The 13,791-nt window shown below is 78.7% G+C and carries 15 protein-coding genes; 7 read left to right on the top strand and 8 right to left on the bottom strand.

All coding sequences use genetic code 11. The features are described 5' to 3' along the window. Nucleotides 1–60: 60 nt before the first annotated feature. A complete protein-coding gene (locus Cpa01nite_RS02035) occupies nucleotides 61–885 on the bottom strand; it encodes an alpha/beta fold hydrolase (RefSeq protein WP_203667061.1) in 825 nt (274 codons plus the stop codon). Nucleotides 886–1,140: 255 nt separating this feature from the next. Here Cpa01nite_RS02035 and Cpa01nite_RS02030 point away from each other — a divergent pair, with 255 nt between their 5' ends. After that, a complete protein-coding gene (locus tag Cpa01nite_RS02030; protein ID WP_203667060.1) occupies nucleotides 1,141–2,085 on the top strand; it encodes a GGDEF domain-containing protein in 945 nt (314 codons plus the stop codon). A 29-nt stretch (nucleotides 2,086–2,114) separates the two neighbouring features. Here the strand turns inward: Cpa01nite_RS02030 and Cpa01nite_RS02025 are convergent, their stop codons facing one another. From Cpa01nite_RS02025 to Cpa01nite_RS01995, 7 genes are all read right to left on the bottom strand, one after another. Next, nucleotides 2,115–3,170, bottom strand: coding sequence for an NAD(P)/FAD-dependent oxidoreductase (locus Cpa01nite_RS02025; protein ID WP_203667059.1), 1,056 nt, complete (start codon nucleotides 3,168–3,170; stop codon nucleotides 2,115–2,117). Nucleotides 3,171–3,231: 61 nt separating this feature from the next. After that, nucleotides 3,232–3,783, bottom strand: a complete 552-nt coding sequence (locus Cpa01nite_RS02020) for an isoprenylcysteine carboxyl methyltransferase family protein (protein WP_203667161.1) — start codon at nucleotides 3,781–3,783, stop codon at nucleotides 3,232–3,234. Nucleotides 3,784–3,788: 5 nt separating this feature from the next. After that, entirely contained in the window at nucleotides 3,789–4,934 is a 1,146-nt protein-coding gene (locus tag Cpa01nite_RS02015; RefSeq protein WP_203667058.1) for a type III polyketide synthase, read from the bottom strand. A 65-nt stretch (nucleotides 4,935–4,999) separates the two neighbouring features. Further along, a complete protein-coding gene (locus Cpa01nite_RS02010) occupies nucleotides 5,000–5,848 on the bottom strand; it encodes a UbiA family prenyltransferase (protein WP_203667057.1) in 849 nt (282 codons plus the stop codon). Between the two features lie 442 nt (nucleotides 5,849–6,290). Further along, nucleotides 6,291–6,956 carry a PAS and ANTAR domain-containing protein gene (locus Cpa01nite_RS02005; RefSeq protein WP_203667056.1) on the bottom strand — a complete coding sequence of 222 codons (666 nt, stop codon included), beginning with the start codon at nucleotides 6,954–6,956 and terminating at the stop codon, nucleotides 6,291–6,293. A gap of 179 nt (nucleotides 6,957–7,135) precedes the next feature. Further along, on the bottom strand, nucleotides 7,136–8,386 hold the full coding sequence (gene dinB / locus Cpa01nite_RS02000) for a DNA polymerase IV (protein WP_203667055.1): 1,251 nt from the start codon (nucleotides 8,384–8,386) through the stop codon (nucleotides 7,136–7,138). 43 nt (nucleotides 8,387–8,429) lie between these two features. Next, entirely contained in the window at nucleotides 8,430–8,810 is a 381-nt protein-coding gene (locus tag Cpa01nite_RS01995; protein WP_203667054.1) for a hypothetical protein, read from the bottom strand. Between the two features lie 190 nt (nucleotides 8,811–9,000). Between Cpa01nite_RS01995 and Cpa01nite_RS01990 the strand changes: the two genes are divergently transcribed. The 6 genes from Cpa01nite_RS01990 (at nucleotide 9,001) to Cpa01nite_RS01965 (ending at nucleotide 13,787) form a co-directional block, all read left to right on the top strand. Further along, nucleotides 9,001–9,474, top strand: coding sequence for a hypothetical protein (locus tag Cpa01nite_RS01990; protein WP_203667053.1), 474 nt, complete (start codon nucleotides 9,001–9,003; stop codon nucleotides 9,472–9,474). Nucleotides 9,475–9,718: 244 nt separating this feature from the next. Beyond that, on the top strand, nucleotides 9,719–10,600 hold the full coding sequence (locus Cpa01nite_RS01985; RefSeq protein ID WP_203667160.1) for a manganese catalase: 882 nt from the start codon (nucleotides 9,719–9,721) through the stop codon (nucleotides 10,598–10,600). 10 nt (nucleotides 10,601–10,610) lie between these two features. Next, nucleotides 10,611–11,498 carry a hypothetical protein gene (locus Cpa01nite_RS01980; RefSeq protein WP_203667052.1) on the top strand — a complete coding sequence of 296 codons (888 nt, stop codon included), beginning with the start codon at nucleotides 10,611–10,613 and terminating at the stop codon, nucleotides 11,496–11,498. 86 nt (nucleotides 11,499–11,584) lie between these two features. Continuing rightward, nucleotides 11,585–12,028, top strand: coding sequence for a phage holin family protein (locus tag Cpa01nite_RS01975; protein ID WP_203667159.1), 444 nt, complete (start codon nucleotides 11,585–11,587; stop codon nucleotides 12,026–12,028). Then, the gene (locus tag Cpa01nite_RS01970; RefSeq protein WP_203667051.1) at nucleotides 12,021–12,674 is read left to right on the top strand and encodes a DUF3618 domain-containing protein; all 654 of its coding nucleotides are present in this window, start codon (nucleotides 12,021–12,023) and stop codon (nucleotides 12,672–12,674) included. Before Cpa01nite_RS01975 ends, Cpa01nite_RS01970 begins: the two co-directional genes overlap by 8 nt. Nucleotides 12,675–12,824: 150 nt before the next feature. Further along, a complete protein-coding gene (locus Cpa01nite_RS01965; protein ID WP_203667050.1) occupies nucleotides 12,825–13,787 on the top strand; it encodes an ABC transporter ATP-binding protein in 963 nt (320 codons plus the stop codon). Nucleotides 13,788–13,791: the final 4 nt, after the last annotated feature.

Raw genomic sequence — 13,791 nt, 5'->3', positions numbered from 1 at the left:
CGCCAGACCCGGGCGTCGGATCCGGGGGACCGGCCCGGCCGCCGGCGCCGGAGCCCGGCGTCAGCCCGTTGCGTGCCGGCGCAGGAACGCCCGGACGGCGGCCGCGGCCTCGGCGCTGTCGAGGTGCAGCCCGTGCCCGGCCCCCGCGACCGCGACGAGCTCCGCGCCCGGGATCTCGGCGGCGAGCCGCTCGGCCGAGGCGAGCCGCGCCAGCCGGTCCTCCGTCCCGTGCACGACGAGCGTCGGGGCGCCGACCCGGTGGAGGTCCGCGAGCGCGTCGTGCTCCGTGCTGGCGCGGTACAGCGCCCGCAAGGTCGGGCGGTCCGCGTCGAGGGCGAAGAACGTCCGCACGTCGTCGCGGTGCGCCGCGGCCCACGCGTCGCCGAAGAACAGCCGGACCCGCTCGGCCGGGTCGCCGCCGAGCAGCAGCCGGTGCGCGTCGGCGTCGCGGGGCACCCCGTCGCCGGCGCCCGCGCTGGTCGCCAGCAGCACGAGCGACGCCACCCGGTCCGGCGCGTCGACCGCCAGCCACTGCGCGACCTTGCCGCCCATGGAGTGCCCGACGACGTGCGCCCGGTCGACGCCCGCGGCGTCCAGCACCGCGCGGGCGTCGCGCGCGAGGTCGCGGGTGCTCAGGCCCTCCGGCGGGCGGCCGCCCGGCCCGGGCTCGGTCCCGCCGGTGCCGCGCTGCTCGGTGCGGAGCACCCGGTACGCGGTCGCGAGGACCGCGGCGACGGGGTCCCAGCCGGCCATCGGCGTCGCCTGGCCCTGCAGCAGGAGCACCGGCGCACCGGCGCCCTGCTCCTGCCAGCGCAGGGCGGTGCCGTCGTCGGCGGTGGCGGTCCGGAGGGCGGGCCTGCGCGGGTCGGCGGGGGCGGCGGTCACCTGCGCGACGCTAGCCGACCGCGGCCGGCGCGGCCTGCGCCGCGTCGAGCGTGCGGCAGGTGCGGGGCGTCCGGGCCGGGGAACCCCGCACCAGCTGCGGCGCGCGGCGGACCGCGAACGGGCACCGGACACGTCGAGCGGGCAACCAGGGGATGCCCGCTCGACGTGTCCGGTGCCCACTCGGCGCGCGCGCCGCACCGGATTCACCCCCTGACCGGGCCACGCGCGCCCCCGGCGCGCGGCACGATTCACCCCATGCCACCGCCGGGGGAGTCGTCGCACGGGGAGCTGCGCCCGCAGCTCGCCGTGGCCTGCCTCGTCGTGTCGGTGCTCACCGCGGTCGCCGGTCTGACACCGTCCGACCCGGACACCCCGACCGAGCGGTGGGCGCTCGCCGCGGCCGCCTACGCGGTGCTGGCGGTGCTGGCCCTGATCCTGCCCGCGCACCCGCGCAGCACCCAGGGCGTCCTGGTGACGGGGACCCTCGTGACGGGCGGCGTGATGGCGAGCTGCCACGCGACGCAGGGCGTGGTGGTGCTCGCCCTCGGGCTGACGCTCGCCGGGCAGTTCGGCGCGTACGCGCTCCAGCCGCGCCGCGCCGGCGTCGTGGTCGGGGTCGCGGCCGGGACGATCGCCGTCGCCGCCTGGCTCGCGCCCGCTCCGGTGCACCCGACGAACGTCGTCAGCATGACGATCCTCTGCGTGCTGTCGTGCGCCCTGCTCGGCCGGCAGGGCCGGGACCTGCGCCGCGCCGGCAGCACGGACCACCTGACCGGGGCGCTGACCCGCGGGCCGTTCTACGAGCGGCTCGACGGGGCGCTGCGCCGGGCCCGGCGGACCGGCACGCCGCTCGCCGTCGTCGCCCTCGACATCGACGACTTCCGGCGGGTCAACGACGCGCACGGCCACCTCGGCGCCGACGAGCTGATGGCCGAGCTCGTCGACTCCTGGCGCGCGGAGCTGGACCGGGCGGCGTTCCTCGGGCGGCTCGGCGGCGACGAGTTCGTCGCGGTGCTGCCCGGGCACGACGAGCAGGACGCGCGGCGCTGGGCCGGCCCGGCCTGCGCCTGGGGCCCGCTGCCGTGCGGCGGCGGCGTGGCGGTGCTCGGCCCGGGGGACACCGCGCGCAGCCTGCTGGCGCGGGCCGACCGGGACCTCTACGCGCACAAGCACGACCGCAAGGCCGGGACCCGGGCGTAGCGGCCGGGGCCGGCCACCGGGGCGCCCGGTCAGCGCGCGAGCCGCTCCACCGCGCCCGCGAACACCGGCGGCAGCCGCACCGCCGCGGGCACCAGCGCGCCGCGCAGCGGGGACGTCGCCACCGCCACCAGCGTGCTGGTCAGCAGCCGGTAGTCCCGGGTCGCCGCCGCCCAGGCGCGCTCGTACCCGGCCGGGTCGTCCAGGTGCGCGACGGAGGCGACGGCCTGCGCGAAGCCGAGCCGCAGGCCCTCGCCGGTCAGCGCGTCGACGTACCCGGACGCGTCGCCGACGAGCCGCACGCGGCCGGCGGTGCGCGCCCGGGACCGCTGCCGCAGCGGCCCGGCGCCGCGGTCGGCGGCCTCGACCTCCGCGCCCGCCAGGCGGGCGGCCAGCGCGGGCATCGCCGCGAGCTCGGCGTCGACGTCGATCGGCGCCGGCCCCAGCAGGGCGACGCCGACGAGGTCGGGGGCCACCGGGGTCACGTACGCCTCGGCGTGCCGGCCCCAGTGCACCTCGACCAGGTCGGTCCACGGGGCGACGCGGTAGTGCCGCCGGACGCCGAACCGCCGGGCCCCGCGCCGACCACGCCCGGCGCCCCCGGATCCGGCCCGTCCCGCCGCCTCCAGACCCGCCAGCCGCCGGACGGTGGAGTGCAGCCCGTCGCAGCCGAGCAGCCACCGTGCCCGCACGCCGGCCGCCGTCACCCCGCCGGCGTCCTGGGACAGCGCCGTCACCCGCTCGGCGACCCGCTCGACCCCGGCCGCCTCCGCCCGGTCCGCGAGCGCGGCGTGCAGCACCGTGCGGCGCACCCCGCGCCCGGGCGACCCCGCGAAGCGGTGCTCCGCCCGCAGGCCGTCCCGGACGTACGCGATGCCCGCGAGCGGCCGGCCGGCCGGGTCGGCGTCCCAGCGGCGCAGCAGGTCGACGGCCCGCGGCATGAGGCCCTCGCCGCACGCCTTGTCGACCGGGGTGCCGCGCGGCTCGACCACGAGCGCGGACAGCCCGGACCGGCGCGCCTCGAGCGCGGCCGCGAGCCCGACCGGCCCGCCGCCGACCACGAGCACGTCGACGTCGTGACCGGTCACGAGCGGTCGCCCGCCGGGACGGTCGCCGCCCTGCTCACCGGCCCGGCGTCCACCGGCCTGCTCACCGGCCCGGCGCCGGCGCGGCCGGGGACGCGCCGGCCGCCACCGCGGCCCGCAGCGCCCGCTCCTCGGCCGGGATCCGGAACCCCGCCAGCAGCACGGCGTTGAGCACCGTGAACGCCAGCGCCGCCACCCACGCGGTGTGCACGAGCGGCAGCGCGATGCCCTCGACGACCACCGCGACGTAGTTGGGGTGCGGGATCCACCGGTACGGGCCGCGGTCCACGAGCGGCAGCCCGGGGACGACGATGACGCGCGTGTTCCACCGCGGGCCGAGCGTGGCGATGCACCACCAGCGCAGCGCCTGGCTGGCGAGCACCAGCACGAGCGCCGGCCAGCCCAGCCAGGGCAGGAACGGCCGGTCGGCGAGGTGCGCCTCGAGCACGCACGCGAGCAGCAGCCCGGTGTGCAGGGCGACCATCGGCGGGAAGTGCCCGCGGCCGGACTCGATCCCGCCGCGCGCGAACGACCAGCGCGCGTTCCGCTGCGACACCACCAGCTCCGCCAGCCGCTCCAGCGCGGTCAGCGCCACCAGCACGTCGAACCACAGCAGCGAGCTCACGACGCCTCCTCCTCGATCGACCCACCCGGCACGTCCGGCCCACCCGGCACGTCCCGCACGTCGTCCCCGTCCGCGCCCGGCCAGCGCAGCGCGACCAGCTCGGCCCCGACGCCCGGCCCGAAGGCGAGCACCGCCCCGAGCGCGCCGGGGTCGGGCGGCGGCCCGGCCAGCACGTCGGCCAGCACGTGCAGCACCGCGGCCGAGGACAGGTTGCCGGTGCGCGCGAGCGTCGCGCGGCTGCCGGCCAGCGCCTCGGGGCCCAGCGCGAGGGCGTCCTCGACGGCGTCCAGGATCTTCGGGCCACCCGGGTGCACGACCCAGTGCGCGACGTCCGCCGCGCGCGCGCCGAGCGGGGCCAGCAGCGCCGCGACGTCCGCGGCCGCGTGCCCGGCGACCGTCTGCGCCATGCCGCCCGACAGCACGATCCGGAACCCCGAGCCGCCGACCTGCCAGCCGAGGTCGTTCTCCGTGCCGGGGTACAGCGCGCTGCGGGTGCCGACGACGCGGGGCCCGTCGATCCCGAGCGCGGCGGCGCGCCGATCGCCCACGAGCACGGCCGCGGCGGCGCCGTCGCCGAACAGCCCGCTCGCGACGAGGTTGGCCGTCGAGTCGTCGTCGTGCTGCAGCGTCAGCGAGCACAGCTCGACGGACACCAGCAGGGCGACCTCGTCGGGGTGGCCGGCGAGGTGGTCGTCGACCCGGGCCAGGCCCGCGGCGCCGCCCGCGCAGCCGAGCCCGAAGCTCGGGACCCGGCGGACGTCCTCGCGCAGCCCGAGCCGCCCGACCAGCAGCGCGTCCAGCGACGGCGCGGACACCCCGGTCACGGTGGTGAAGAACAGGTGGTCGACGTCGGCGGGGCGCAGGCCGGCGGCGGTCAGCGCGTCGGTCGCGGCGCGGGCGGCCAGCTCCAGGCCCTCGCGCAGGTAGATGTCGTTGGTCTCGGTGAACGAGGACAGCCCGGCGTACTTCTCCAGCGGCAGCACGGTGTGCCGGGTGTCGATGCCGCTGGACGCCTGGACCTTCTCGAGCAGGCCGCGGCGCCGCGGGTCCCGGGTGACCAGCCCCGCCACCTCCGCGGTGATCTCGGCCTGCGGGTAGGCGTGCTCGGGGAGCACGGGGGCGACGGCCGCGATGCGGGACATGTGCCGATGCTGCCGTGCGCCCCTCGCGGCCGCGACCGGGAGGGGCGGGCGCCCGCCCGCGGGCCTCACCCCGAGACGACCAGCAGGACGACCGCCACCGCCGCCACGGCCATCGCCGCGCCGAACGGCCACCGGCTCGCGGGCCGGGCCTGCGCGACGGCGGCCGCCGACACCGCCAGGGCGGTCGCCACCCCGAGCCCGGCGAGCTGCACGGCGCCGGGCGCCCCGGGCGGGCCGAGCACCACCACGACGACCGCGACCAGCAGCACCGCCGCGGCCCCGAGGGCGGTGCGCCGGCGCCCGAGCCGGTGCGGCAGGCCGCGCACGCCGGTCGCGGCGTCGTCCTCCAGGTCGGGCAGGACGTTCGCCAGGTGCGCGCCGACCCCGAGCAGCGCCCCGCCCGCGGCGACCCACCACGGCGCGAGGGCGGTGCCGCCGGGCACGCCGAGCGTCGCGACCGAGGGCAGCCCGCCGAACGCCACCGCGTAGGGCAGCCACGACCACACCGTCGACTTCAGACGCGCGTTGTAGGCCCAGGCGGCGCCGACCAGGGCGAGGTGCAGCAGCGCGGCGGCCGGGCCGAGGGCGAGCGACAGGGCCGCGCAGGCGACGAGCGCGATCAGGGCGGACCGGCGCAGCAGCGCGACCGTGACGGCGCCCGTCACGACCGGCTTGTCCGCCCGGCCGACCGCGAGGTCGCGGTGCGCGTCGATCCAGTCGTTCGACCAGCCGACCGACAGCTGCCCGGCGAGCACGGCCGCGGCGACGAGGACCGCCCGGGCGGCGTCGGCCCCCGCGGCCCCGGCGGCGTACGCGCCGGCGAACGCGGTGACCGCGAACGCCGGCGGGGCGTGCGCGGCACGGACGAGCGCGGCGGCGCGGCGCGCGGTCGTCGGGGCGGCTGCCGGTGGCACGGTCCTCCTCGTCCGGGCGCACCGCGGTGGCGCTCCCCTGCGCCGACCGTAGCCGCGGTGCGCGCAGGCAGCCGGTCGAGAGGGCCCGGTCGGGCGGGCCGGAGAGAGCGGGCCGGGGCGAGCGGGGCCGGGTCGAGCGGGCGGCGAGCGGGGCCGGGTCGAGCGGCGCCGGGCCGAGCGGGCCCGGTCGAGCGGGCCGGAGAGAGCGGGCCGGGGCGAGCGGGCGACGAGCGGCGCCGGGCCGAGCGGGGCCGGGCCGAGCGGGGCCGGGTCGAGCGGCGCCGGGCCGAGCGGGGGCGAGCGGGGCCGGGCTGAGCGGGGCCGGGCCGAGCGGGGGCGAGTGGGGGCGAGCGGGGGCGAGCGGGGCCGGGCCGAGCGGGGGCGAGCGGGGCCGGGCCGAACGCGTCGTCCCGTCGAGCGGGCGCGGGGGAGCGGCCGGGCGTCAGGCGCCCGCGGCGCCCTGCCGGTGCGCGGGCGAGAGCAGCCCCTCGAGGAAGTGGGTCACCCGGGCGGGGTCGTGCCGCAGCGTCGGCAACGCGCCGACGATCGCCCGGGCGAGCACGCGGATCGGCACGTTGGCGTCGTTCGACGCGGCGCGCAGCACGAGGAACGCCGCGGCGGGGTCGACCTCCTCCACGAACGCCACGACCCCCACGGCCTGGTCGATGACCGACCGGCTCTCGGCGGCGGCGGCGATCGACACGGTGGCCGCGGCCTGCGCCCGGTCGTCCACGACGTCGGTGACGTCCACGAAGTACCCGACCAGCTCGGTCGGCGTCCCGAGGGCCGTGTGCCCCTGGCCCTCGCCGACGACCGCGACCACCCGCTCGCGGCCCCGGGCGTCGACGATCCGGTGCACGCTCGAGAACGGCGCCCCCGTCCGGCTGGCCTCGTCGAGCGCGGCGACCGACCGCCCCCGGTCCTCGGGGTGCTTGTGCGCGAGCAGGAGCTCGGTCGTCGGCACGACCTCGTGGGGCGCGAACCCGTGGATCGCGTAGACCTCGTCCGACCACCACCACTGCTGCGTGGTGAGGTCGAGCCGGTAGGCGCCCGCACGGGTGCGGGTGCCGAGCGCGAGCGCGCGCTCCGGGTCGGTGGTCTGGGTCATGGGACGCCGCCCCCGCTGGGTCCGTCCGGCACCCCGGAGCGGGTCGCTCCACGCCGGGCACCGCTGTCCCGTCGACGGTACGCGCGTCACCGCGGGGCCGACACCCGAGCGCGATCGGCGTGTGCGCCCGGGCGCGCACGGGCCGCGCGCCGCGCGCGCCCGCTCGGCGCGCGGCCCCGTCACGGGTCGTCCTCCGGCGGGTCGGGCAGCGTGGGCACCTCGAGCCCCGCCCCGTGCCGCAGCAGCGCGCCGCGCACCAGCGCCCCGGACCCGAACCGGTCCGCCACCGCGTCGACCGCGGCGTCCAGCCCGGCGGTGGACGGGCCGGTCAGGTCGAGCTCCGGCTGCCAGTGGTCGTCCGGCTCCAGGCCGGTGAGCGCGACCCCGACGAGCGTGATCCCGCGCTCGCGCAGCAGCGGCGTCGCCTCGTCGAGCAGGGCGACCGCCGCGGCCCCGAGCTGCGCGCCCGACGCCGTCGCGAACGGGAACGACCGCGAGCGGGTCGCCTTCGTGTAGTCGGCGAACCGCAGCCGCAGGACGACCGTGCGCGCGAGGCGGTGCCCCGCCCGCATCCGGCGGCACACGCGGTCCACCAGGCCGAGCAGCGCCGCCCGGACCTGCGCCGGGTCGTGCGGCCCCCGCCCGAGCGCCCGCTGCGCGCCGACCGACCCGCGGCGCCGGCCCGTCTCCACGCGGTCGGGCGTCCGGCCGTGCACCACCGCGTGCAGGTGCCGGCCCATCGCCGGGCCGAGCGCGTGCTCCAGGACGGACCGGGGGAGCGCCGCCACGTCGCCCGCGGTCGCGAGCCCGAACGCGTGCAGCTTCTCCGCCGTGACCGCGCCGACGCCCCAGAGCACCTCGAGCGGCAGCGGGTGCAGGAACGCGTCCTCGCGGTCGGGCTCGACCAGCATCAGGCCGTCGGGCTTCGCGACCCGGCTGGCGACCTTGGCGAGGAACGGCGTGCGCGCGACACCGACGGTGATCGGCAGCCCCACCTCGTCGCGCACCCGGTCCCGCAGCCGCGCCCCGAGGGCCACCGGCGGCGCGTCGATCCGGCGCAGCCCGCGGACGTCGAGGAACGCCTCGTCGATCGAGATGCCCTGCACGGACGGCGTGGTGTCGGCGAAGATCGCGAACACCGCGCGGCTCGCGGCCGAGTACGCCTCGAACCGCGGCCGCACCACCACCAGGCCCGGGCACAGCGACCGGGCCTGCCGCGCGCTCATGGCCGTGCGCACGCCGCGCCGCTTCGCCTCGTAGGACGCCGCCAGCACCACGCCGCCGCCGACCGCGACCGGGCGCCCGCGCAGCCGCCGGTCGTCGCGCTGCTCCACCGCGGCGTAGAACGCGTCGAGGTCGGCGTGCAGGATCCCGGCGACGGGGGCGTCGTCCGCCGGGTCGGCGGGGCGGAATCGGACGGGCGCAGTCATCGAACACATGTTCGACCCGGGGTCTGACACCCGCCCGCCGGCGTCAGATCGGCGGGCCGTCCATGCGGGTCGCGAGCAGCCCCGAGCCCAGCAGGGCGCCGACCGCGGCGCCGCCGAGCCCGAACCCCAGCGCCCCGACGTCGCCCAGGACGACCAGCCGCACGAGCGACGCGACCAGCAGCCCGGCCCCCGCCAGGAGCGCCGCGAGGCCCAGCGTGGCGAGCGCGCCGTCCACCAGCGTCGCGCGGGTGGCGCCGGGGTCGAGGAGCCACCCGGTCGCGAGCGCCACCGCCGCGGCGAGCGGCAGCAGCCACGCTCCCGGCGGGCGGCCGAACCAGCCCGGCACCAGCAGCACGACGGCGCCGGCGAGGGCCACGACGGCGAGCCAGCCGGAGGCGGTCGAGACGCCGGTGCGCTTGGTCATGGCACGGCACGCTAGCGGGCGGGGCCGGCGTCCGCCCCGAGCGCGGGCGCGGCCCGGTGGCGCGGCGTCGCCTGCCCGTCCCGAGGACGGCACAACGTCCGGGTGCCGCGGCCCGGACGGTCACCGCGGTCGCGGGCAGCGCCGCGCCGCTCGCCGGGCGGGCCCGTCCCTCCCGCCGCACGATGGCGGCATGACCCAGGACACCCCTGCGCACCGGCCCGCCGACGGCTCCGCCGACCGCCCCGACGCCGCCCACCTGCCCCCCGCGGGCGTCCCCGACGCCGTGGTCGAGGCCGTCGGCGGCGTCACGGCGGCCTTCGAGGTCGTGGAGCACGCCCGCGGCATGCTCTACGCGTTCCACCGGCTGATCGGCCGCGCCGACGCCGAGCTCGCGGACGCGCTCGACCGGCTGGCCGAGGCCGGGCACCCCGACGTCGCGGACGAGCTGCGTGCGGCGATCGTCGGCCGGAACGTGCTGGAGGGCCGGTGGACGTTCCAGGTCGTCGAGGACTTCGACGACGGCTACTACCGCGCGTTCGCCGACGCCGAGCGGAGCACCCGGGACCGCCTCGTGGGCGGGCGCAAGCACGTCTACGAGTCGCAGCTGAAGGAGCGCAACCGGACCCACGGGCGCCCCGGGCACGAGGCCCGCCCGACGGCCTGACCGGCGCGGACATATGCCGGGGCGCACGTGCGCGCAACCGCTCGTTCGGGAGGCGCGATCACCCGGACGGTCCTAGCGTCGTGGCAACGCGAGGGGCTAGCCGCCCGTCGCCGTCCGTGCCGGTGCAGCAGCGCGCCGGTGCCGCGCCCGGTCCGGCGTGGTGCCGCCCGGCGCCGCCCCCCGCGACCGTGGCTCCGTGCACGCACATGACACCGCCCCGGGTACCCGGGGCACGGAGGTCGCGATGTTCTTCCACCGTCAAGAGCTGCAGTTCAAGGCCACACCCGACAAGCCGGACGCCGTCTACGCCCGCAAGCTCCAGGAGGTCCTGGGCGGGCAGTACGGCGAGATCACCGTCGCGATGCAGTACGGGTTCCAGTCCTGGAACACGCACCTGCCCGGCAAGTACCGCGACCTGCTCTACGGCATCGGCGCCGAGGAGTTCGGCCACGTCGAGATGCTGGCGACGATGATCGCCCAGCTGCTCGAGAAGGCCCCCATCGGCATCACCGAGGAGGCCGTGCAGAACGACCCGACGATCGCCGCGGTCGTCGGCGGCACGGACGTCCAGCACGCCATCGTCGCCGGCGCGGGCGCCCGCCCGGTCGACAGCAACGGCAACCCGTGGAGCGCGGGCTACATCACCGCGAGCGGGAACCTGCTGGCCGACTTCCAGGCGAACGCGAACGCCGAGATGCAGGGCCGCGTCCAGGTGGCCCGGCTCTACCACATGACCGACGACAGCGGCGTCCGGGACATGCTCGCCTTCCTGCTGGCGCGCGACACGATGCACCAGAACCAGTGGATCGCCGCCGCCCGCGAGCTGCAGGAGGAGGGCTTCGAGGGCATCCCGACCCCGAGCAACTTCCCGATCGGGCAGGAGCACCGCGAGGTGTCGTACCAGTACATCAACTTCTCGAACGGCACGGACGCCGACAAGGGCTCCTGGGCCTCGGGCCCGACCCCGGACGGCCTCGGCGAGTTCACCTACGTCGCCGAGCCCCCGGCGGGCGTGCCGATGCCGCCGCCCACGCAGCCCGATCCGCGGCTGTACGGGACGACGGCGAAGCCGAACCCCGTGGAGAAGGCCGCAGGAAAGCTGAAGGACACCTTCAAGAGCGAGTGAGGAGGACGCGATGAGCACGAACGACAGCGGCGCAGCCGCAGCGGTGGGCACCGCGAAGGAGCAGGCGTCCGGACTGGCGCACGCGGCCGCGGACAGCGGCCAGGGGGTGCTGCACGAGGCCAAGGGCCAGGCGGCGGACGTCGTCTCCGAGGCGAAGGGCCAGGCCCGGGACCTCCTGGGCGAGGCGCGCACCGGGCTGAAGAGCCAGGCGTCGGACCAGCAGGCGAGGGCGGCATCCAGCCTCCGGTCGCTCGGCGACGAGCTCGGCCGGATGGCCGACGGCTCGGAGCAGGGCGGCCTGGCGACGGACCTGGTGCGCCAGGTGGCCGGCCGCACCGGCTCGGTGGCGTCCTGGCTGGAGAACCGGGAGCCGGGCGACGTGCTGAGCGAGGTCACCGACTTCGCGCGGCGCCGCCCCGGCGTGTTCCTGGCGATCGCGGCCGGCGCCGGCGTCCTCGCCGGACGCCTGACGCGGGGCCTGAAGGACGCGCCGCCGTCGAGCGGCTCGTCGGCGGGCCTCGCCGGCACGGGCACCGGGTCCGCCGGCAGCTCGCTGCCCGGTTCCACGACCGGCCTGTCCACGCCCACGGCGGGCTCCGCGGGCGGGTCCCCGGCCGCCACGACGCAGGACCTGTCGCCGGCGCTCGCCGCGACGGGCCCGGGCGTGGTCGCCGGCGGCACGGCCGAGGTGACCGACGTCGACGCCGAGTTCGGCGGCGGCCAGCACCGCGAGCCGGGTCCGGCCGACGAGGGCGGTCTCGGCTCCGAGGAGCAGGCGTGGGCCGCGGCGGGCGGCGACGCCCCCGTGACGCCGACGCCGGGCCACCTGTCGACGGACGACCCGGGCACCGCGGGCGGCGACCCGCTGGCCGGGCTCCGCCGCGAGGACCAGCCGTGACCGGGCCGGGGGACCCGACCGTCGCCGCGGCCCCCGGCGCGGGTCCGGGCGGGGCGGGGACAGGCGGCACGCAGGGCGGTGCGCCCCTGGGCACCGCACCCGGGTCGGCGCCGGCGGGGACGGCACCGGCCGGGGAGGGTGGCGAGCGCCCGTCGCTCGGCGACCTGATCGGCAACGTCACGCAGGACCTCTCGGCGCTGGTGCGTCAGGAGGTCGAGCTGGCCAAGGCCGAGCTGACGCAGTCGGCCAAGCGGGCCGGGCGCGGCAGCGGGATGCTCGCGGGCGCGGGCGTCGCGGGCCACTTCGTGCTGCTGTTCCTCTCCATCGCGCTGTGGTGGGCGCTGTCGCACCCGCTCGGCCACTCGTGGTCGGCGCTGGTCGTGGCGGTGATCTGGGGCGTCATCGCGGCGGTGCTCGCGCTGCGCGGGCGCTCGGAGCTGCAGCGGGTGAAGGGCGCGCCGCGCACGGCGGAGACGGTCAAGAAGATCCCGAACGCCCTGAAGGGTGACGAGGAGGCGAACCATGAGTGAGAACCCGGACGAGATCCGCGCCCGGATCGAGGCGACCCGCGCCGACCTGAGCGCCGACGTGGACGCGGTGGGCGACGCGCTCGACCCGCGCCAGGTGGCGCACCGCCAGGCGGAGAAGGTGCGCAGCAAGGTCGGCTCGGTCCGCGACCGGGTCATGGGCACCGTGCACGACGCCCGCGAGAACGTGAGCGGGGCGGCCGGCAGCGCGTCGGGCAGCGTCTCGGGCTCGGCGCACTCCGCGGCCGACTCGGCGCGGTCCGCCGCGCACGGTCTCGCCGAGGGCGTGCAGGGCGCGCCGTCGACGGTCGCCCGCAAGACCGAGGGGAACCCGCTCGCCGCGGGCCTCATCGCCTTCGGCGTCGGCTGGCTGGCGGCGTCGCTGCTCCCGTCGTCGCAGAAGGAGCAGCAGGCGGCCCAGGCGGTCAAGGACCAGGCGCAGCAGCTGGCGCCCCAGGTCAAGGAGGCCGCGAGCCAGGTGGCCGACGAGCTCCGCGAGCCGGCCCAGCAGGCGCTCGACTCCGTGAAGGAGCGCGCGACCGAGGCCGCGGGCGCCGTCAAGGAGCAGGGCACCCAGGCCGCGAGCGACCTGAAGTCCCAGGCGCAGGACTCGGCCCAGGAGGTGCGGCAGGCGCCGCAGCAGGGCTGACCCGCACCGACGACGCCGCCCCGGGAGCACCGCGCTCCCGGGGCGGCGTCGCGCCGTCCGCGGGCCTCGCGCGGGTGACGTCCCGCCCGGGGTGCTGACCTGCGGCGACGCGCGGGGTAGAGTCCGCGCGTCGTCCACCGGAGGGGCCCCGTGCAGCGCAGCATCGTGGAGGAGCTCGGCGAGCGGCTCGCCGCGCCCGAGGAGTTCGGCGAGCAGGCCCTCGTGGTCTGCGACGCCGTGGTGCGCATCTTCCGGTCGGGGGGTGTCGAGGTGCAGGCGCTGCAGGGCCTGGACCTGCTGGTGCACGCGGGCGAGATGGTCGCCGTCGTCGGTGCCTCCGGGTCGGGCAAGTCGACGCTGCTGCGCATCCTGTCGGCCGCCGACGCGCCGAGCGCCGGCCGGGTCCGCGTGGGCCGCTGGGACCTGGGCGCGCTGAGCGCGCGCGACCGCGTCGCGTACCGGCGGACGGTCGTGGGGACCGTCCGGCAGCAGACGGCGCGCAACCTGGTGCCGTACCTGACGGCCCGGCAGAACGTCGCGCTGCCGCTCACCCTCGCGGGCGTGCCCCGGCGGCGGCGCGCCGGCCGGGTCGGCGAGCTGCTCGACCTCGTGGGCCTCGCCGACGCGGGCGGCCGGCGACCGGGTGAGCTGTCCGGCGGCGAGCAGCAGCGGGTCGCGATCGCGGTGGCGCTCGCGAACGGCCCGCGGCTGCTGCTCGCCGACGAGCCCACGGGCGAGCTCGACACGGCCACGGGGCAGCAGGTGTTCGACGCGCTGCGTGCGGCGCAGCGGGACGCGGGCACCACGGTCGTGGTCGTGACGCACGACCCGACGGTGAGCGGGCAGGTGGAGCGCACGGTGGCGATCCGGGACGGGCGGACCAGCAGCGAGGTGCTCCGCCGCGCGGACGCGGGCGGCGAGGGGGGCGTGGTCGCCGAGGAGTACGCCGTGATGGACCGCGCCGGTCGGGTGCAGGTGCCGCGGGAGTACCGCGAGGCCCTCGACCTGACCCGGCGGGTGCGCCTCGCGCTCGAGGCCGACCACGTCTCGGTGCGGCCGGACGGGTCGGGCGACGCGCAGGCGCCGCGGCGGCGCCGGCACGGTGCGGCGTGACCGG

Origin of the sequence: Cellulomonas pakistanensis (genome assembly GCF_016862755.1) — a bacterium.
GTDB classification, from domain to species: Bacteria; Actinomycetota; Actinomycetes; order Actinomycetales; family Cellulomonadaceae; genus Cellulomonas; species Cellulomonas pakistanensis.
This window is presented reverse-complemented; position numbering and strand designations above follow the sequence as displayed.